Origin of the sequence: Methylomonas sp. MED-D (assembly GCF_050276835.1) — a bacterium.
In the GTDB taxonomy this organism is placed as follows: domain Bacteria; phylum Pseudomonadota; class Gammaproteobacteria; order Methylococcales; family Methylomonadaceae; genus Methylomonas; species Methylomonas koyamae_A.
Genome location: NZ_CP189965.1, coordinates 1,719,657 through 1,737,299, shown reverse-complemented (window position 1 = coordinate 1,737,299; position 17,643 = coordinate 1,719,657). Strand labels below are relative to the sequence as shown.

Annotated in this window: 17 protein-coding genes; 5 read left to right on the top strand and 12 right to left on the bottom strand. The window is 57.6% G+C overall.

Annotated elements, in window-relative coordinates; all coding sequences use genetic code 11:
* Window positions 1–26: 26 nt before the first annotated feature.
* Both ACQE3E_RS07715 and ACQE3E_RS07710 read right to left on the bottom strand, forming a co-directional pair.
* Window positions 27–2,264, bottom strand: a complete 2,238-nt coding sequence (locus tag ACQE3E_RS07715; RefSeq protein WP_427501442.1) for a heavy metal translocating P-type ATPase — start codon at window positions 2,262–2,264, stop codon at window positions 27–29.
* 86 nt (window positions 2,265–2,350) lie between these two features.
* Window positions 2,351–2,560: a heavy-metal-associated domain-containing protein gene (locus tag ACQE3E_RS07710; RefSeq protein ID WP_064026296.1), complete on the bottom strand. Its 210-nt coding sequence runs from the start codon at window positions 2,558–2,560 to the stop codon at window positions 2,351–2,353.
* A gap of 119 nt (window positions 2,561–2,679) precedes the next feature.
* Between ACQE3E_RS07710 and ACQE3E_RS07705 the strand changes: the two genes are divergently transcribed.
* From ACQE3E_RS07705 to ACQE3E_RS07685, 5 genes are read left to right on the top strand one after another with little or no spacing between them, the layout of a single operon-like run.
* Window positions 2,680–3,885 (top strand): EAL and HDOD domain-containing protein, encoded by a 1,206-nt coding sequence (locus ACQE3E_RS07705; RefSeq protein ID WP_427501441.1) that lies wholly within the window; start codon window positions 2,680–2,682, stop codon window positions 3,883–3,885.
* A 21-nt stretch (window positions 3,886–3,906) separates the two neighbouring features.
* On the top strand, window positions 3,907–4,344 hold the full coding sequence (locus ACQE3E_RS07700) for a rhodanese-like domain-containing protein (RefSeq protein ID WP_427501440.1): 438 nt from the start codon (window positions 3,907–3,909) through the stop codon (window positions 4,342–4,344).
* Window position 4,345: 1 nt separating this feature from the next.
* Window positions 4,346–4,969, top strand: a complete 624-nt coding sequence (gene hflD / locus ACQE3E_RS07695; protein WP_168033025.1) for a high frequency lysogenization protein HflD — start codon at window positions 4,346–4,348, stop codon at window positions 4,967–4,969.
* Between the two features lie 8 nt (window positions 4,970–4,977).
* Window positions 4,978–5,793: a bifunctional DNA-formamidopyrimidine glycosylase/DNA-(apurinic or apyrimidinic site) lyase gene (mutM, locus tag ACQE3E_RS07690; protein ID WP_427501439.1), complete on the top strand. Its 816-nt coding sequence runs from the start codon at window positions 4,978–4,980 to the stop codon at window positions 5,791–5,793.
* A 7-nt stretch (window positions 5,794–5,800) separates the two neighbouring features.
* Window positions 5,801–6,166 carry a DUF6164 family protein gene (locus ACQE3E_RS07685; RefSeq protein WP_427501438.1) on the top strand — a complete coding sequence of 122 codons (366 nt, stop codon included), beginning with the start codon at window positions 5,801–5,803 and terminating at the stop codon, window positions 6,164–6,166.
* Between the two features lie 52 nt (window positions 6,167–6,218).
* Here the strand turns inward: ACQE3E_RS07685 and ACQE3E_RS07680 are convergent, their stop codons facing one another.
* The 10 genes from ACQE3E_RS07680 to bamA all read right to left on the bottom strand — a co-directional run bounded on the left by ACQE3E_RS07680 (window position 6,219) and on the right by bamA (window position 17,381).
* The gene (locus ACQE3E_RS07680; RefSeq protein ID WP_064030313.1) at window positions 6,219–6,455 is read right to left on the bottom strand and encodes a TIGR02647 family protein; all 237 of its coding nucleotides are present in this window, start codon (window positions 6,453–6,455) and stop codon (window positions 6,219–6,221) included.
* Window positions 6,456–6,470: 15 nt separating this feature from the next.
* Window positions 6,471–7,250, bottom strand: a complete 780-nt coding sequence (locus ACQE3E_RS07675; RefSeq protein WP_427501437.1) for a DUF3530 family protein — start codon at window positions 7,248–7,250, stop codon at window positions 6,471–6,473.
* Between the two features lie 3 nt (window positions 7,251–7,253).
* A complete protein-coding gene (locus tag ACQE3E_RS07670) occupies window positions 7,254–8,333 on the bottom strand; it encodes an AI-2E family transporter (protein WP_064030318.1) in 1,080 nt (359 codons plus the stop codon).
* A gap of 9 nt (window positions 8,334–8,342) precedes the next feature.
* On the bottom strand, window positions 8,343–9,011 hold the full coding sequence (locus tag ACQE3E_RS07665; RefSeq protein ID WP_427501436.1) for a DedA family protein: 669 nt from the start codon (window positions 9,009–9,011) through the stop codon (window positions 8,343–8,345).
* A 75-nt stretch (window positions 9,012–9,086) separates the two neighbouring features.
* Entirely contained in the window at window positions 9,087–12,575 is a 3,489-nt protein-coding gene (dnaE, locus tag ACQE3E_RS07660; protein WP_427501435.1) for a DNA polymerase III subunit alpha, read from the bottom strand.
* A 5-nt stretch (window positions 12,576–12,580) separates the two neighbouring features.
* Entirely contained in the window at window positions 12,581–13,174 is a 594-nt protein-coding gene (rnhB, locus tag ACQE3E_RS07655) for a ribonuclease HII (RefSeq protein WP_313728524.1), read from the bottom strand.
* Complete coding sequence (gene lpxA, locus ACQE3E_RS07650) at window positions 13,149–13,919, bottom strand: acyl-ACP--UDP-N-acetylglucosamine O-acyltransferase (protein WP_064030326.1); 771 nt, start codon at window positions 13,917–13,919, stop codon at window positions 13,149–13,151. The genes rnhB and lpxA overlap by 26 nt, the downstream gene beginning before the upstream one ends.
* Window positions 13,920–13,922: 3 nt before the next feature.
* Window positions 13,923–14,369 carry a 3-hydroxyacyl-ACP dehydratase FabZ gene (gene fabZ / locus ACQE3E_RS07645; protein ID WP_313728525.1) on the bottom strand — a complete coding sequence of 149 codons (447 nt, stop codon included), beginning with the start codon at window positions 14,367–14,369 and terminating at the stop codon, window positions 13,923–13,925.
* Between the two features lie 99 nt (window positions 14,370–14,468).
* Window positions 14,469–14,969, bottom strand: coding sequence for an OmpH family outer membrane protein (locus tag ACQE3E_RS07640; RefSeq protein ID WP_082885606.1), 501 nt, complete (start codon window positions 14,967–14,969; stop codon window positions 14,469–14,471).
* A 78-nt stretch (window positions 14,970–15,047) separates the two neighbouring features.
* Entirely contained in the window at window positions 15,048–17,381 is a 2,334-nt protein-coding gene (gene bamA / locus ACQE3E_RS07635; RefSeq protein ID WP_396642306.1) for an outer membrane protein assembly factor BamA, read from the bottom strand.
* Window positions 17,382–17,643 lie beyond the last annotated feature (262 nt).

Here is a 17,643-nt window from a genome sequence, read left to right as displayed (position 1 = left end):
GAGCCGGCTCCGGCCGGCGACCTTGTTTACTCCAACTTCATCCAGCGCAGCCGGTTGGCGTTGCTGACCACGGTGACCGACGACATCGCCATCGCCGCGCCGGCGATCATCGGGTTCAGCAACACGCCGAACAGCGGGTACAACAACCCGGCCGCGACCGGAATACCTATCGTGTTGTAGATAAAGGCGCCGAACAGATTTTGCTGGATATTGGTGACGGTCAGCCGCGACAGCGCCATTGCTTCCGGCACTTTGAGCAGCGAGCCTTGCAACAACACGATGTCGGCACTTTCGATCGCGACATCGGTACCGGTGCCTATCGCCAGACCGACATCCGCCTGAGCCAGCGCCGGCGCATCGTTGATACCGTCGCCGACCATGCCGACCACTTCCCCTTGCTGTTGCAGGGCTTGCACCACGGCCGCCTTGTCTTGCGGCAAAACCTGAGCGCGAACTTCGCCGATACCGGCTTGCGCGGCGATGGCCTTGGCGGTGATTTCGTTGTCGCCGGTCACCATCAACACCCTGACGCCTGCGGCTTGCAGCCGACGCACCGCCTCGGCCGAATCGGCCTTGATCGGATCGGCGACGGCAACGATGCCGGCGACGGTCTGCTCGTCCGCCAACAGCATCGCGGTTTGCCCCTTGGCCGACAGTTCGGCCATTTTTTCCCGAAAGGGCGTGTCGTCGATGCCGTTTTCCGCCATCAACGCGGCGTTGCCGAACAGCCAGAGACGATCCGCGATCCGGCCGCTGATGCCGTGGCCGGCCACCGCCTGAAAGCGTCTGACTTTATCCAGGGTCAAGCCGCGATCGGCCGCGCCGGCCAAAATGGCCGCCGCCAACGGATGCTCGGAGCCGGATTCCAGACTGGCCGCGCGCTGCAACACTTGCTCGACCGAGTATTCGCCGAACGCCACCACGTCGGCCAGACTCGGTTTGCCGGTGGTCACGGTACCGGTCTTGTCCAACACCAGACAACTGATGTTGCCGGCGCTCTGTAAGGCTTCGCCGCGCCGGATCAATATGCCGGTTTGCGCCGCCCGGCCGACCGCGACCATCACCGAAATCGGGGTGGCCAAGCCCAGTGCGCACGGGCAGGCGATGACCAGCACCGTCATCGCGGTGACGAAGGCGTAACCCAACGACGGCGCCGGTCCGAATATCAGCCAAACCAAAAAGGTGAACGCGGAAATGCCGACCACGGTCGGCACGAATACCGCCGAAATGCGGTCGGCCAGCTTGGCGATGGCCGGCTTGCTGTTCTGCGCCTGACGCACGCTTTGGATGATCTGTGCCAGCGCGGTATCCCGGCCGATTCGGGTGGCGCTGAACAAAAAGCTGCCGTGCAAGTTCATCGTGCCGGAAGCCACATTGGAACCGACCTGCTTTTCGACCGGAATCGACTCGCCGGTCAACATCGCTTCGTCGACGCTGGAATGGCCTTCCAGCACCACGCCGTCCACCGGAATTTTTTCGCCGGGCCTGACCCGCAAGGTTTCGCCCAAACCGACCTGCTCGATCGGCACGTCGATTTCGGCGCCGTCGCGGACCACGCGGGCGGTCCGCGGTTGCAGACCGATCAGGGCGCGTATCGCCGCGGAGGTTTTACCGCGCGCGCGGGTTTCCAAGGCACTGCCCAAATTGATGAAGGCCAAAATCACCGCCGAGGCTTCGAAGTAGGCATGCGCCGACAGAGACGGCAATTGCCCGGAAAAATCGATGACGACGCAAGAATACAACCAGGCCGAGCCGGTACCCAGCGCGATCAGCGTGTCCATATTGCTTTGCCGGACTTGCAGCAGCTTTACCGCGCTGACGAAAAAATGTCCGCCGGAATAAAACATCACCGCCAGCGTCAGCAAGGCGACGATGGACCAAAAGTCGGCGCCGGCGGCCGTACCCATCGCCGGAAACCAGTCCATATGGGCGCCCAACATCAGCGGCACGCCCAGCGCGCCGGCGACCTTGGCCTTGTTCATCAAATCGCGATAGCGCCGTTCTTCCTGCTCTTCCTCCTCGCGCGGGTCTTCCAGACCTTCCATCACCGCCGCGTCGTAGCCGGCTTCCCGTAGCGAACGCTTCATCGCTTCATGGTCGGCGGTACCGGTGACGGTCGCGGAATGGTCGGCGAAATTAACGGCGACCGTTTTGACGCCCGGCACTTGTTGCAATGCGGTTTCGACGGCGGCAATACAGCCCGCGCAACGCATGCCCAGAATCGACAGGCGGGTTTCGGCGGTTTGAACTTGGTCAGTGGTCATTGAATATCCCCGGCATTTGCCGTTGTTGCGACTTGATCGTTGGCACCGGCGGTCGGCACCTTGGTCAGGTACGCGCGCATTGCGATTTATTCGACTTTGAAACCGGCTTCGACGATGGTGTCCTCGATTTCATCGAGGTCGGTCTGGGTCGGATCGTACTCGACGTCCACCCGTTTTTCGGTATGCGAGGCTTTTACGGCTATCACGCCCGGCACCGCCGACAGTTTTCCGACGATGTTATTCTCGCAACCGCCGCATTTCATACCCGTTACCGCTAAAGACGCTGTTTCCGACATAGAGTTCTCCCAAAGTTGTTGAAATCCGAATCGGCGGGTCACTCGACGAGCGCGGCACGCTCGTGTATAAAACCCCACCAAGCTTCATGATAGAGGATGCACGGGGGGAGCCGCAACGCATGACAGATTTTCTAATCGGCCGACAGCCGATATTGGACCGGGATTTAAGCACCTTCGCTTACGAAATTCTGTTTCGGGGCAAGGACTTCGATCTGAGTCAACAGGATGGGGCAGCCAACGCGACCCGCCAAGTCATTACCGACACCATCCTGGAAATCGGCCTGAACGAATTGGTTGGCCCACATAAGGCCTTCATCAACTTTACCGGCAGGAACTTGCTGGACAACATACCGCTACACTTGCCCAAGGACCGCATCGTCATCGAAGTCCTGGAATCGGTCGCGGTCGACGACGCCATCGTCGCCAATTTGAAGGCCCTGTCCGAATTGGGCTACACCATCGCGCTGGACGACTTCGTGTTGACGCCGGAATGGCGGCCGTTGCTGGAAATCGCCGACATCGTCAAACTGGACGTCATGGCCGACGGCCTCGAAAAATCCCACGCCTTGATCATCGAGCTCAAAGGTTACGGGCTGAGCCTACTGGCCGAGAAAGTCGAAACCCACGAGGAATTTCAAGCGTTGAAGGAATGGGGCTGCGAACTGTTCCAGGGGTTTTTCTTCAGCAAACCCAATTTGGTGGAAGGCAAGCGCCTCGGCGTCAGCCAGGCCTCCGCTATCCGGCTAATGTCGGCCGTCAACCAGCCCGATGTCGAGTTTTCGGAGATCGGCCGCATCGTCTCTCAAGATGTCGGTCTGAGTTTTAAGCTGCTGCATTACATCAATTCGGCGTTTTTCGCGTTGCCGCGCAAGATCGAATCGATTCAGCACGCCATCGTCTGCCTGGGGCTGATCGAGGTCAAACGCTGGGTCAACATCCTGACGCTGTCGTCGCTAAGCGACAAGCCCTCGTCGGTTCTACAAAACGTATTAGTCCGCGCCAAGCTGTGCGAACTGTTGGCGCAGGAAACCGGCCAGGACAGGGAGCTGTTTTTCTTCGTCGGCATGCTGTCCGGCCTGGATGCCTTGCTGGACATGCCGTTACCGAAAGTTATCGAACAGCTGCCGCTGTCCGACGATATAATGCAAGCCGTGCTGGAATACGCGGGCGGCCCCGGCGAAGCGCTCAAGTTTTGCGTCGCTCACGAGCGTTGGGAACCGTCCTTGGGGTCGTATCGGGGCGTTTCGCATACTCGAATTGGCCAACTGTATTTGGAAAGCATCGATTGGTGGGCCAAATGCGTGTTTCCGCTGTTAAGTACTTAAATGTCCCGTTACCGGTGGTTTATGAAAAAATCGATATTCTTGGCTCTGTCGACCCTGGTGGTCAGCTTTCGGTTAACGGCCGGAGAATTGGCGGAAGTCGGCGCCGAGCAATTGCTGGACATGCAAAAAAACCAAAACGCACTGGTGATTGATGTGCGTACCGAACAGGAATGGCAGGCGTCCGGCGTGATCCCGCAAAGCCGCTTGTTGCAATCGTTCGACGCAAACGGCCAAATCGACCAGGAGGCCTGGAGCAGCCAAGTCGAGAAATTGAAAACGTCACCGGATCAGCCGGTGATTCTGGTGTGCCGGTCCGGCAACCGCAGCGCCAAACTCGGCAAACTGTTGGCCGAACAAAAAGGCATGAACCACATCTATCATTTGTCCAGCGGCATTCAAGGCTGGATCAAATCCGGCAAACCGGTCAAACCCAGTTGCGCGACGGTCGCTTGCAACTGAGATGACAATACAGACGCTGAGCAACCAGACGATCGCGCTGGCCGGTATCGCCCAGGCCTGCTCGCTCGTACACCAATTGGCCACCGCCGGCGCTTGCCCGTCCCCGGCGATGCAGAGCAGCATCGGCAGCCTACTGAAAATCGACTCGGACAGCGTTGCCGAGGTGTACGGCGGCATTGCTGGCGTCACTCACGGACTCGAGCAGTTGCAGCGACAATTGGCAAATCGAGAACAGGCCAGCGCGGAACAGACCCGCTACGCCGCCCAACTGGTCTATCTTCAAAAAAAACTGTCCGGCAAAACCGAGATGCAGGATAACATCCGGGCAGGCATCGCCAGAGCGCAAGCCCAGTCCGAGCATTTCGGCATCCTGCACGAAAACGTCCTGGCCAATTTAGCCGACATCTATCACAGCTCCATCAGTACCCTGCAACCGCGCATCATGGTGGCGGGCGACCCCCAATATCTGGGCAACCAAGCCATCGTCAATAAAATCCGGGCCTTGTTGCTGGCAGGCATCCGCTCGACCTTGTTGTGGCGGCAGTGCGGAGGCACGCGCTGGACCTTGTTATGGTCGCGCCGAAAAATTCAGGACGAAGCCCGATTTCTGCTGACGCAAACTTAAGGTCCGCGATGCCAGAGCTTCCCGAAGTCGAAACCAGCCGACGCGGCATCGCGCCGCACATCGAAGGCAAAACCTTTGCCTCGGTGGTTGTTCGCGAATCCCGCTTGCGCTGGCCGGTTCCCGCCGATCTGGCCGATCTGCTGACCGGCCGCCGGCTGCGCCGCATCGACCGGCGAGGCAAGTATCTTTTGTTCGACCTCGAAAACGGTACGCTGCTAATTCATCTCGGCATGTCCGGCAATTTGCGCATCGGTCAGGCCGGGCTGGCCCACAGCAAGCACGACCATCTCGATTTCGTGTTCGACGACAACACTTTGCTGCGCTATAACGATCAACGCAAGTTCGGCGCGGTGTTGTGGACGACGGAAGTCCCCCATGCGCATCCGCTGTTGGCCGAACTCGGTCCGGAACCATTATCCGCCGACTTCGATCCCGCCTATCTTGCCGGACGTCTCGCCGGCCGGCAAGTGCCGATCAAACAGCTGATCATGGACAGCCACATCGTCGTCGGGGTCGGCAATATCTACGCCAACGAATCCTTGTTTCTGGCCGGCATACTACCAACCCGGCCGGCCGGAGGCCTCGACGCCGACGATTGCGCCCGGCTGAGCGCCTCGATCAAAACCGTGCTGGAGCAAGCCATCGCCCAAGGCGGCACCACGTTGCGCGACTTTACCGACGCGCAAGGCAAACCCGGCTACTTCAAACAATCGTTGCGGGTTTACGGCCGGCGCGGCGAACCCTGTTTAAGCTGCCGGGAACCGGTCCAACACCTGAAAATCGGCCAGCGCGCCAGCTATTTCTGTCCCACTTGCCAGCAATAGATCTTCCATGGCCGTGTTATTTTTCAATTTAAGAGACGTTCCGTTCGACGAAGCCGACAACATCCGCCAACTGCTGACCGAACACGAGATCGGCTTTTACGAAACCTCGGCCGGCAATTGGGGCATTTCAACCGCGGCCATCTGGCTTTACGATGCCGACGATCTGGAACAGGCCCGCGCGCTGTGCGATGCCTATCAGGCCGAACGCGCCGAAACCCAGCGCGAACTGTATCGGCTACGCAAACTGCAAGGCCAACACACCGGTTTTTGGCGGCATAACCTCGGCCAACCCTTACATTTTCTCAGTTACAGCGCATTGATCGCCGCAGTCGGCTACGCCTCGGTAAAATGGTTGTTCGATTTGGGACTGTGAAGCGCCGCCGGACCGGCGCTTTCCGCGTCGGACCGGCGACACTGAAAACGGCTTAACGCGTTTTCAGGATGGTTAGCAGTTTTTGGGCGTGCTCAGCGGCTTCGACGCCCAAGTCGGTCAAGTAACCGCCGTCGGCCTGGCTCACCAAACCTTTGTCGTGCAAACGTCGCGCGGCCGCGATCAAGGCCGGCTCGGCGTTACCGTGCACCTTGACCCCCTCCTGAATCGACTCCAGGTTATACAGCGCCAACAGCCGAATCTCGGCGTATAAGTCTTCGTTCAATGGCATAAAGTCTCCCCTCTGTTATTGTTGATTTTCCATGATGGTCGTTGCCAGCCAACTATAGACGCGTTTGACCAGCAACGGGTAATTTTGCCGATAGGCGTGATCGTCGCCGTCGATGCGGATCTGCCGGTAAACCGGATTCTCCTTACCGGCGACGCGGCGCTTGGCGGCGGTTTCCGTCACGTCCGGCCAGTCGGCTTCGGCGTAAACGTCGAGCAACGGCAGGTTGATATTCTTCACGAAGCTTAGGGTTTGCACGCCGGCCTGACTACTGTCCGGCACCGGCAAGCTGATCGCGGCAAACGCGACGACATTGGCTGGATTCTGGCTGAGGCGGGCGGCCGCCATCGCCGCGCCGATGCCGTAACCGACCATCGCGATTTGCTTCGCGCCGATTTTGATCGCATGATCGATGGCCGCTTGAATCCGGGCGTCGGCCTCGCCAACCAACGGGTAATAGTCTTCCAGCGCCGCGCCGGCTTCGCGCAACGGTAACTGTATCGCCAAACTCGCCCAGCGGTGCCGCGGCAACACCGTGCGTAGTTCGCGGATCAGCGGTTGCTGATCGGGATGGCCATCCGCGTCGTGCAGAATGATGACCACCTGCTCGTTGGCGGTTTTTTCGGCATCGACGAACAACGCTAAAAATCGCCCGCCGTCCCCGGTTTGCAGCCACACCGCTTCGCCGATGGCCGGTTGCTGCTGAATCGCATCGGCATAGGCCTGCTCGCGGGCCTGATCGCCCGCCGATGCCGAACACGCCAAGCAAACACCGCAAAACGCGATCGCCAGACGCATCGCTCAACCCTTGCTGTAAAAACCGCTGAAGGTGTAACGCTCGTGCAAATGCCGCAGCAAGACCATGATCACAGAAGCCACCGGCAAGGCCAGCAACACGCCCAGAAAGCCAAACAAACGGCCGCCGGCCATCACCGCGAACATCACCGCGACCGGGTGCAAGCCGATTTTGTTGCCGACCAGCCAGGGCGTCAACACCATGCCCTCCAAGCTCTGCCCCACCGCGAATACCATCAGCACGGGTAATAAATGTACCGCGTCTTGAAATTGCAGCAGCGCGGCAATGCAGGAAAACACAATGCCGACCAAAGCCCCCATGTAAGGAATGAAACTGATCAAACCGGCCGTCATACCGATCACCAGCGCCAATTCCAAATCGACCAGCCATAAACCGATGCTGTAAATGCCGCCCAGGGCCAACATCACGTAAAACTGGCCGCGCAAGAAGGCGCCGAGGACGTCGTCGGCCTCGGCGGCCAGCGCGCCGACCGTAGCGGCGTAACGTCGCGGAAACAGATCGTGAACGCGCTCGACCAACACATCCCAGTCGCGCAACAAATAAAAGGTGATGACCGGTATCAGCACCAGATTCATCAACCAGCCGATGATCACCGCACCGGAGTGCGATACCGACTGCATGAAGTTTTCGAATACCCCGCCGCCGTCCTGCCACTGGTTTTTGATCAAGGTGCTCAGCTGCTCGATGTGCAAGGGCCGGACGCCGCGGCCCAAATATTTTTGCAGCACCGGAATCACGGTACGATTCAGCCAATTCAAATAGGCCGGCAGTTTGTCGATGAACTCGCCGATTTGGTATTCCAAGGCCGGGATAACCACGATCAGCAGTGCGGCGATCGCCAGCGAAATGCCGGAAAACACCAGAACCACCGCGACCGTGCGACTCAAGCTTCGTCCTTTAAAGTCCAGCGCTTCCAATCTGTCAACCAGCGGGTCGCCAAGATAAGCCAGCACTGCCGCCACCGCGAACGGCATCAGCACCGGCGACAGCAAGTAAATCAATGCGGAAGCACCAATCAGAAAAGCCAGCACTAACCATTTTTGCGAATCGCTGAGATCTCCCATCGTCCTCTCCTATTCGGCGGGTTGCCGCCGGGCTTTCCAGACTTCAATGACGATAGGTAGAATTGAAATCACGATGATGGCCAGGATCGCCAGTTCGAAGTTTTTCTTGACGACCGGAATATTGCCGAAAAAATAGCCGGCGAACACGCAAATCAGTACCCACGCCAAGCCGCCGATCAGATTAAACAGCAAGAAGTCCCGATAGCGCATTCGGCCGATACCGGCCACGAACGGCGCGAAGGTGCGAACGATGGGTACAAAGCGCGCCAACACAATCGTTTTACCGCCGTAGGTATCGTAAAAAGCTTGGGCCGTCAACAAATGCTGGTGGTTGACCCAACTCAGCGTAAAGGCTTTTTGACCGATGCTCCGTCCTATCCAATAATTGACGGTATCGCCCAGCACCGCCGCCAGCGCCAACAGGCTCAACAAGGTCGGCATCTCGAAAGACTCCAGCGCCGCGAACGCGCCGGCCGCGAACAACAAGGAATCGCCGGGCAGGAACGGCATCACGACAAAACCGGTTTCGATAAAGATCACCGCAAACAAAATCGCGTAAGTCAAAGTACCGTACTCGCCGATCAAATCGGCCAAGTGTTTATCGATGTGCAGCAATACGTCGAGCAAGAAATGCAGCCAATCCATGTTCAATCCGTTAAGTTGATGAAGTCGGCTCATTATAGCCCGGAGCGACCGGCCGCCGCCGAATTCGCGCCGAAGCGCCCGGCGTGCCAAGCAAGACCGCCTAACGGCTCAATACCTAACCGACACGTTCTCGTTGGACAACAAACGGCGCAAGCGAATCAACAGCTCATCGGCCGGCCGGACCCGCCACTCTTCGCCAAGTTGCAACGCGGCCTTGTCGCGGGCGGTGCGGTAGTCGATCTGGACCGGGCAATTGCCGCCGCGAAACGGCGCCAGGATGTCCTGCAAACGCGCCGGCCAATCGCCGCTCAAACTGCGGTTGGCGGTATCTATCGTCAATTGAATACCGCGTGAAAACAGCTCGCGGGCTTCCTCGATGCCGTAAAGTTTCTCAGCGGTCATCCGCAAACCGTTGGTAAAGTCGTCCATCGCCAACGAGCCTTCGGCGACCAAAATCGTGTCCTTGCTGAGCAGATTGCGGTATTTGTCGAAGATGCCGCTGAACGCGGCGACTTCCAAACGGCCGGTGCGGTCGTCCAGCGTCGCGAAGCCCATCATCTTGCCCTGCTTGGTCTGACGGGTACGCATTTCGACGATCAGCCCGGCGACCCGCGCCTCCATCTTGCCGCGCGCCCGGCCGGCGTCGACTTCCAGACTGCCCAGCGTACCGTGGGTGATGTGTTTGAGCTCCGGCAGATATTCGGCGATCGGATGGCCGGACAGGAACAAACCCAGGGTTTGCTTCTCGGCTTCCAGTTTTTCTTTTTCGGTCCACGGTTCGACGGCGGTGGAGTAGGCGTCGGCCTCGTTATCGCTTTCCTCGACTTCGACGCCCAAGCCGAACAAGTCGTTTTGGCCGGCCAGCGCCATTTTGCCATGTTGCTCGGCCACTCTGAGCGCGGTGGTCAGTTCGGCCATGTGAGCGGCACGGTTCGGGTCGATGGTATCCAAGGCGCCGGCCTTGATCAGCGCTTCCAGCACTCGTCGGTTGACCTTGCGCAGATCGACGCGCTTGCATAAATCGTACAAACCCGAATACGGCCCGTTGGCGTTGCGCTCCTTCAGTAAATCCTCGATCGCGTTTTCACCGACACCCTTGATCGCGCCGATGCCGTAGACGATCTGGCCCTGGTCGTTGACCGTGAAGCGAAAATCGGACAGATTGACGTCGGGTGGCCGGATTTGCAATTTCATCTCCCGGCATTCCTCGATCAACACCACCACCTTGTCGGTGTTGTCCATATCGGAGGACATCACCGCCGCCATGAAGGCCGCCGGATAATGCGCCTTCAGCCAAGCTGTCTGGTAAGCAACCAATGCATAAGCCGCCGAGTGCGACTTGTTGAAACCGTAGCCGGCGAATTTCTCCATCAAGTCGAACACGTAGGTGGCGATGCCTGCGTCGATCTGGTTGGCGACCGCACCAGACATGAACTTCTCCCGTTCCTTGGCCATTTCCTCGGGCTTCTTCTTACCCATCGCCCGCCGCAACATGTCGGCGCCGCCCAGCGTGTAGCTTGCCAGTTCGCGGGCGATCTGCATCACCTGTTCCTGATAGAGAATGACGCCGTTGGTCGGCTTCAGGATAGGTTCCAGCAGCGGATGGGCGTATTCGGCCTTGGCGCCGTGCTTGACGTTGATGTAGTCGTCGACCATGCCCGACTCCAGCGGACCGGGCCGGAACAGCGCCACCAACGCAATGATGTCGTCGAAGCAGTCGGGTTTAAGCTTTTTGATCAGCGCCTTCATGCCGCTGGATTCGAGCTGGAACACCGCCGTAGTCTGGGCCTTCTTCAGCAGTTCGTAGCTGGGCAGGTCGTCGCGCGGAATTTGGGCAATGTCCACCGGCGGCTCGCCCTTCGCGGCGCGCTGGCGGTTAATCGTTTCCAGCGCCCAGGCTATGATGGTCAGGGTCCGCAGCCCCAAAAAGTCGAACTTGACCAGGCCGACCGCCTCGACGTCGTCCTTGTCGAACTGGGTCACCAAGTTGCCGCCGCCCTGCTCGCAATACAGTGGCGAAAAGTCGGTCAGTTTGGTCGGCGAGATCACCACGCCGCCCGCATGCTTGCCGGCGTTACGCGAGATGCCTTCCAGCGCGCGGGCCATGTCAATCAACTGCTTGACCTCTTCCTCGGCCTCGTACAAGTCCTTGAGTTCCGGGCTTTCCTTCAAGGCCTTGTCCAAGGTCATGCCGATTTCGAACGGAATCAGCTTGGCTAGCCTATCGACGAAACCGTAGGCATGGCCCATCACCCGGCCGACGTCGCGAATCACCGCCTTGGCCGCCATCGAACCGTAGGTGATGATCTGCGACACGTGATCGCGGCCGTAATGACGCGCCACGTAATCGATCACTTCGTCGCGGCGTTCCATGCAAAAGTCGATATCGAAGTCGGGCATCGACACCCGCTCCGGATTCAGGAAGCGCTCGAACAGCAGGTCGAATTCGATCGGATCGAGGTCGGTAATTTTTAGCGCATAAGCCACCAGCGAGCCGGCGCCCGAACCCCGACCCGGCCCAACCGGAATGTCGTTATTCTTGGCCCACTGGATGAAGTCGGCGACGATCATAAAGTAGCCGGGAAAACCCATCTGCACGATCACGCTCAGTTCGATTTCCAGCCGCTCGTCGTAGACTTTGCGATTGTCCTCGAACGAACCCTTGCCGACCGGCGCATGCTGCAGCAAACGCTCTTCCAGACCCTCGCGCGAGGCCTGCTTAAAATAGTCGGCCAGCGTCATCCCCTCGGGGACCGCGAAGTCGGGCAGGAAATTTTCGCCCAGCCGCAACTCGACATTGCAACGCTTGGCGATTTCGACGCTGTTTTGCAGGGCTTCCGGCAAGTCGGCGAACAGTGCCAACATTTCCTCGGCGCTGCGCAAATATTGCTGCTCGGTGTAATCCTTCGGCCGGCGGCTGTCGTCCAAAACCCGGCCTTGATGGATGCAGACCCGCACTTCGTGAGCGTCGAAATCGCTCCGATTCAAAAAGCGCACGTCGTTGGTCGCGACGACCGGAAGATCCAGTTCGGCGGCCAAATCCGCCGCCAGCTTGATGTAACGCTCCTCGTCCGGTTTGCCGACGCGCTGGACTTCCAGGTAAAAACCGTCCGGGAACAAACCGGCCCAGAATTCGGCGCAAGCCTTAGCCAGGGCAAAATTTTCCGACAACAGGGCCGCGCCAACATCGCCCTGCATTGCGCCGGACAAGGCGATCAGACCTTCGTGGTTTTCGGCGATCCAGGCTTTTTGCAGCATCGGAATGCCTTGATGCTGGCCTTCCTGGTAACCCCTCGACACCAGTTCGGTCAAGGTCACATAGCCGGTCTTATTGCGGGCCAACAAAGTCAGGCGGTGCGGCGCGGTCGGTTCGTCGTCGTTGTATATCCACACGTCGGCGCCGGCGATCGGTTTGATGCCGGCACCTTGCGCGGTTTTGTAAAACTTGACCAACGAGAACAGATTGCTCTGTTCGGTAATCGCCGCCGCTGGCATATTGAATTCGCCGAGCTTTTTGACCAGCGGCTTGATCCGGACGATACCGTCAACCAGTGAGAATTCGGTGTGGATGCGGAGGTGGACGAAGCGGGGATTCATCGCGGTCAACCCAGGAATTTTTTGACCGGCGCGTAGGAGCGGCGATGTTGCGGCGATACGCCTAGTTCGGCCAGTGCGGCCAAGTGAGCTTTGGTCGGATAACCTTTGTGAACGGCAAATTGGTAACCGGGATAGAGTCTATCCAGCACGTCCATTTCCGTGTCGCGCGCGACCTTAGCCAGGATGGACGCGGCGGAAATTTCGGCGACCAAGGCGTCGCCGCCGACCACCGCTTCGCCGGGGCAAGCTATGCCGGGCAACCGGTTGCCGTCGACCATGATGTAATCGGGTTTGATCGCCAATTGGCTGAAAGCTCTGCGCATCGCGACGAAGGTGGCTTGCAAGATGTTGATGCGGTCGATTTCGCTGGCTTCGGCGCGGCCGACCGCCCACGCCAAGGCCTTGACCTTGATTTCGTCGGCCAGCGCGGCGCGGCGTTTTTCGCTGAGTTTTTTGGAGTCGGTCAAACCGGCAATCGGCTTGGCCGGATCGAGGATCACCGCCGCCGCGACGACCGGACCGACGAGACAGCCTCGCCCCACTTCGTCGATGCCGGCGATCAGGCGTGAAGGATTAACGGAGGATGCCGCGGGTGACATTGCGCAAGAAACTGACCATATTGGAAAGTTCGTTGCTTTCGCCGGCCATGCCTTCCATCTCTTCGATGGCGTCTTCCAGGCGCAAGTTGTTCTTGTACAAGATTTTGTAGGCCTGACGAATCTGGCGTATCACTTCCGGCGATTTACCGTTGCGTTCCATGCCGACCGAATTGATGCCGTGCGGCCGGGTTGGCCGGCCGCCAACCATCACGAACGGCGGAATGTCCTGAGTAATCGCGCTACCCATCGCCGAGAAGCTGTACTCGCCGATCTGGGTGAATTGATGGACCAGCGTAAAGCCGCCGAGAATGGCGTGATCGCCGATGTGTACGTGGCCGGCAATCGACGCACCGTTCGCCATGATCACGTGGTCGCCGATCTCGCAATCGTGAGCCACATGGGTATAGGCCATGAACAGATTATCGCTGCCGATCAACGTCAAGCCTTTATCCTGCAGCGTGCCGCGATGCATCGTGCAGAATTCGCGGATCACGTTGCGGTCGCCGATTTCCAACCGAGTCACTTCGTCGGCGTACTTTTTGTCTTGCGGGTCTTCGCCTATCGACGAGAATTGGTAAATCTTGTTGTCGCGGCCGATCGCGGTTGGACCTCGAATAACCACGTGCGGCCCGATTTCGGTGCCGGCGTCGATTTGCACTTCGGGACCGATGACGCTGAACGGACCGACCGAAACGTCTTCGGCCAATTCGGCCTTGGGATGGACTACCGCTCTGGAATCTATCATGACTTAGCTCGTCGCGACCGCGCACATGATTTGTGCGCCGACCGCCAGTTCGCCATCGACTTCAGCGCGGCAGTCGAAAGACCATAGATGGCGTTTGTGTTTCAGATAGGTCACTTCCAGGCGCAACTGGTCGCCGGGCACGACCTGCTTTTTGAAGCGGGCGTTGTCGATGCCGGCCAAGAAGAAAGTGGTATTGCCCTGCCCCAATTTGTCGTCGCTTTTCGCGGTCAGTAGCGCGGTAGCTTGCGCCAGCGCTTCCAGGATCAGCACGCCGGGCATGATGGGTTGCGCCGGAAAATGACCTTGGAAAAACGGCTCGTTGAAACTGACGTTTTTAATACCGACCAATTTCGCGCCGGGTTCGCACTCGACGACTCTATCGACCAACAAAAAGGGATAACGGTGCGGGAGAAGTGCCTGAATTTGCAATATGTCTAGCGTACCTGTCATGATGGTCCGGAGTCGGTGGAGGTAAACGAAAAAGGGAGCCAGCCGGCGGGCCGTCTCCCTCGCTTTGACGTCGGCGTTTCCAACGGAAACGCTCTTGAATTATTGCGACAGCGTTTCGAGCTTTTGTTGTACCCGCGCGGTGACGTCGATTTGGTCGTTGGCGTAAATGACGCCGTCGGTCAGCAGCAGGTCGAACGACTCTTCCTTGGCTAACGCTCTTACTGCTTCAACGATACGTTTTTGCAGGTTACCCAGTTCTTCGTTGCGGCGCATATTGAAGTCTTCGCTGAACTCTTGCTGAGCTCTGGCCGCATCGCGTTTTTTATCCAAAATGTCTTTTTCCAAACGGTGGCGTTCTTCTTCCCCCATCACAGCGGAATCCCTGCCGAGTTTGTCTTCCAAGGTTTTGATTTCTTTTTGCTGAGAAACCAAAGCTTTATCCCGAGGCGAAAATTCGGTTTCCAAACGCGTTTTTGCTTTCGCTGCCTGCGGGGCCTTCTCCAATACTTTTGCCACGTTGACGAAACCGATCTTCAGTTCCGCGTGACTAACGCCAGCAAACGCCATCAGCGTTAAGAATAAAGCAATACTTTTTTTCATGGTAATAACCATCTCCGGTTAAATTGTGTTAAGACAGAACGCAAGCCCGATTATAGGGTAAAACTGCCTTGAACTGAACTAAAATCCCGAGCCGAACGTGAACTGGAAGGCCTGAGTTCTATCTCCAGACTCGGAATTGAGCGGTTGAGCCACGCTGACCGCCAACGCGCCGAACGGCGACAGCCATTCCCCGGACAAGCCCACCGAATAGCGAAAATATTTGCGCAAATCGCCGGTGCTCAAGCCCGGCGACAAGGTACCGGCATCGACAAACGAGCCGATCCGCACCGACTTGACGTCGCTCAAAAACGGAATCGGGAAAAACAATTCGGCCTTACCGATCAGCTTGGTCGCGCCGCCGATCGGACGATTGGTGTAGGCATTCGAGTTGAGCGTAGTCGCGTCGATCACACCCAGCGTATTCTGCATGAAGCCGCGCACGTCGCCGGTACCGCCGGCGAAATAGTTTTCGAAGAACGGCAAACCGTCGGTGCTGCCGTAGCCGCCACCGTGAGCCACCTCGCCCAATAAGCGGAACGTGAAATCGTTGGATAGCGGAAAGTAGTGTTGGTGCTTATAGCCGACCTTGTAATACTCGAGATCGCTGCCCGGTATCGTCGCCAACGCCGAAATCCGCTGCTGGCCGCCGCTATGCGCGAAAGTAGCCCGATCCAGCGTATCGTGGGTCCAGCCGGCCGAGGTCGACAAACTGGTAAAGCTTTTCGAGCGAATTTGACCGCTGGTATATTTGGTAAAGCCGAGAAACTTCAGAATGGTATCGGACGAATACGCGGTATTTTCGATTTCGGTCCGTTTCAATTCCAGGTCGAAACCCACCCTGTCGAATTCGTTTAGCGGAATGCCGAAGTTGACGCCGGCATTGGTGATCGTCGTGTTATACGCAGCCAAGTTGGCGGCATAGGCGTTACGCGAAGTATAGCCCAAATTGTAACCGAGAGACACACCGTCCAGCGTGTAGTAAGGATCGGTAAAGCCCAAGTTGTAGCGGGTCAAGATGCTACTGTTGTTGAACGCGAAATCCAGCCGCTTACCGGTACCGAAGATGTTGTCCTGCGACACGTTGGCGTTGAAAATGATGCCCTGCACCTGCGAGTAACCGATACCGGCTTGCAAGTTACCGGAGGCTTTTTCCTTGACGGTGTAATTGACGTCGATCTGGTCGGCCACACCGGTCACCGGCGGCGTTTCGACCCCCACTTCCTCGAAATAGCCCAAGCGGTCCAGACGAGTCTTGGTGCGCTCGATCTTACTGCTAGCCGCCCAACTGGACTCCATTTGCCGGGCCTCGCGACGGATCACTTCGTCGCGGGTCTTGGTGTTGCCCTTCACGTTAATCCGCCTGACGTAAACCCGTTTACCCGGATCGACGAAAAAAGTCATCGCCACCGTTTTGGATTGCTCGTTGATTTCCGGCACCATATTGACGTTGGCGAAGGTATAACCTTCGTCGCCCAGCCGGTCGGAAATCGCCTTCGAGGTCTCGGTGGCGTTTTTACGAGAGAAAATTTCCCCAGGCCCGACCCTGACCAGTTTGATCAAGTCCTCGGGCGGCACGATCAACTCGCCGGACAATTTGACCTTTTCCAGCGTATACACCTCGCCTTCCTTGACGTTGATCGTAATGTAGATTTCCTTCTTATCGGCGGTGATATCGACCTGGGTCGATTCGATCGAAAAATTGATGTAGCCGCGATCCAGATAATACGAACGCAGCTTTTCCAAATCGGCCGATAACTTTTGCTTGGAATACTGATCGTCCTTGGAATAAAAAGACAGAAAATTGGTGGTGCTGAGTTCGAATTCCTTGCGTAAGGCATCGCTGGCGAAGGTTTTATTGCCGACGATGTTGATCTGCTTGATCTTGGCCACCCGCCCCTCGGAAATCTCGATGCGGATGCCGACCCGGTTGCGGGTCAGATCGGTGACCTCGGTCTTGATCTTCAAGCCGTATTTACCGTGGCTGAAATATTGGCGGCGCATCTCCTGCTCGACCTTGTCCAACACTTGCTTGTTGTAAACCTTGCCTTCCGCCAGACCGATTTTCTTCAAGGCTTCGGTCAAGTCTTCCTTCTTGATGTCCTTGTTGCCCTCGATGACGATCTTGGCGACCGACGGCCGTTCGACCACGGTCACGATCAAGGTATTGCCGTCCCGCTCCAGCGTGATGTCCTTGAAAAAACCGGTATTGAACAAGGAGCGGATCGCCGAGGCTTGTTTTTCGTCGGTGAAGGTTTCGCCAACCGATACCGGCAGATAGTTGTATACCGTACCCGCCGAAATCCGTTGCAATCCCTTGACCTGGATGTCATCAACTACGAAGCTGCCGGCGTGGGCCAATTTGCCGGCCAAGGCACTCAGCAACAGTATTTGAAATAGCGGATTTTTCTTCACGCACTCAACCAAGATGTATAAATGGCGGCGATTGTAACACGCGTGCCCACCATTCTAGTGCGTTGAAAAGTAAATCATCGTTAATGCTGGCCGGGATTTTGCTTTACCTTTGAATTTCAAACGTAAACATCAACATTGCGAAATCCAACGCAAAAAACAGCAGATAACAGATTGATTTTATTTACGACGTCGTTGCTTTAACTCCAGCCCAAACGCAAACTGTCAATTCGACAGTCAAATGCGTTCCAAATCGTCTTAACAG

Excerpts from the sequence above, each read along its gene's own strand:
- ACQE3E_RS07715 (WP_427501442.1), bottom strand. The coding sequence starts at position 2,264 with ATGACCACTGACCAAGTTCAAACCGCCGAAACCCGCCTGTCGATTCTG.
- ACQE3E_RS07710 (WP_064026296.1), bottom strand. The coding sequence starts at position 2,560 with ATGTCGGAAACAGCGTCTTTAGCGGTAACGGGTATGAAATGCGGCGGT.
- ACQE3E_RS07705 (WP_427501441.1), top strand. The coding sequence starts at position 2,680 with ATGACAGATTTTCTAATCGGCCGACAGCCGATATTGGACCGGGATTTA.
- ACQE3E_RS07700 (WP_427501440.1), top strand. The coding sequence starts at position 3,907 with ATGAAAAAATCGATATTCTTGGCTCTGTCGACCCTGGTGGTCAGCTTT.
- hflD (WP_168033025.1), top strand. The coding sequence starts at position 4,346 with ATGACAATACAGACGCTGAGCAACCAGACGATCGCGCTGGCCGGTATC.
- mutM (WP_427501439.1), top strand. The coding sequence starts at position 4,978 with ATGCCAGAGCTTCCCGAAGTCGAAACCAGCCGACGCGGCATCGCGCCG.
- ACQE3E_RS07685 (WP_427501438.1), top strand. The coding sequence starts at position 5,801 with ATGGCCGTGTTATTTTTCAATTTAAGAGACGTTCCGTTCGACGAAGCC.
- ACQE3E_RS07680 (WP_064030313.1), bottom strand. The coding sequence starts at position 6,455 with ATGCCATTGAACGAAGACTTATACGCCGAGATTCGGCTGTTGGCGCTG.
- ACQE3E_RS07675 (WP_427501437.1), bottom strand. The coding sequence starts at position 7,250 with ATGCGTCTGGCGATCGCGTTTTGCGGTGTTTGCTTGGCGTGTTCGGCA.
- ACQE3E_RS07670 (WP_064030318.1), bottom strand. The coding sequence starts at position 8,333 with ATGGGAGATCTCAGCGATTCGCAAAAATGGTTAGTGCTGGCTTTTCTG.
- ACQE3E_RS07665 (WP_427501436.1), bottom strand. The coding sequence starts at position 9,011 with ATGAGCCGACTTCATCAACTTAACGGATTGAACATGGATTGGCTGCAT.
- dnaE (WP_427501435.1), bottom strand. The coding sequence starts at position 12,575 with ATGAATCCCCGCTTCGTCCACCTCCGCATCCACACCGAATTCTCACTG.
- rnhB (WP_313728524.1), bottom strand. The coding sequence starts at position 13,174 with ATGTCACCCGCGGCATCCTCCGTTAATCCTTCACGCCTGATCGCCGGC.
- lpxA (WP_064030326.1), bottom strand. The coding sequence starts at position 13,919 with ATGATAGATTCCAGAGCGGTAGTCCATCCCAAGGCCGAATTGGCCGAA.
- fabZ (WP_313728525.1), bottom strand. The coding sequence starts at position 14,369 with ATGACAGGTACGCTAGACATATTGCAAATTCAGGCACTTCTCCCGCAC.
- ACQE3E_RS07640 (WP_082885606.1), bottom strand. The coding sequence starts at position 14,969 with ATGAAAAAAAGTATTGCTTTATTCTTAACGCTGATGGCGTTTGCTGGC.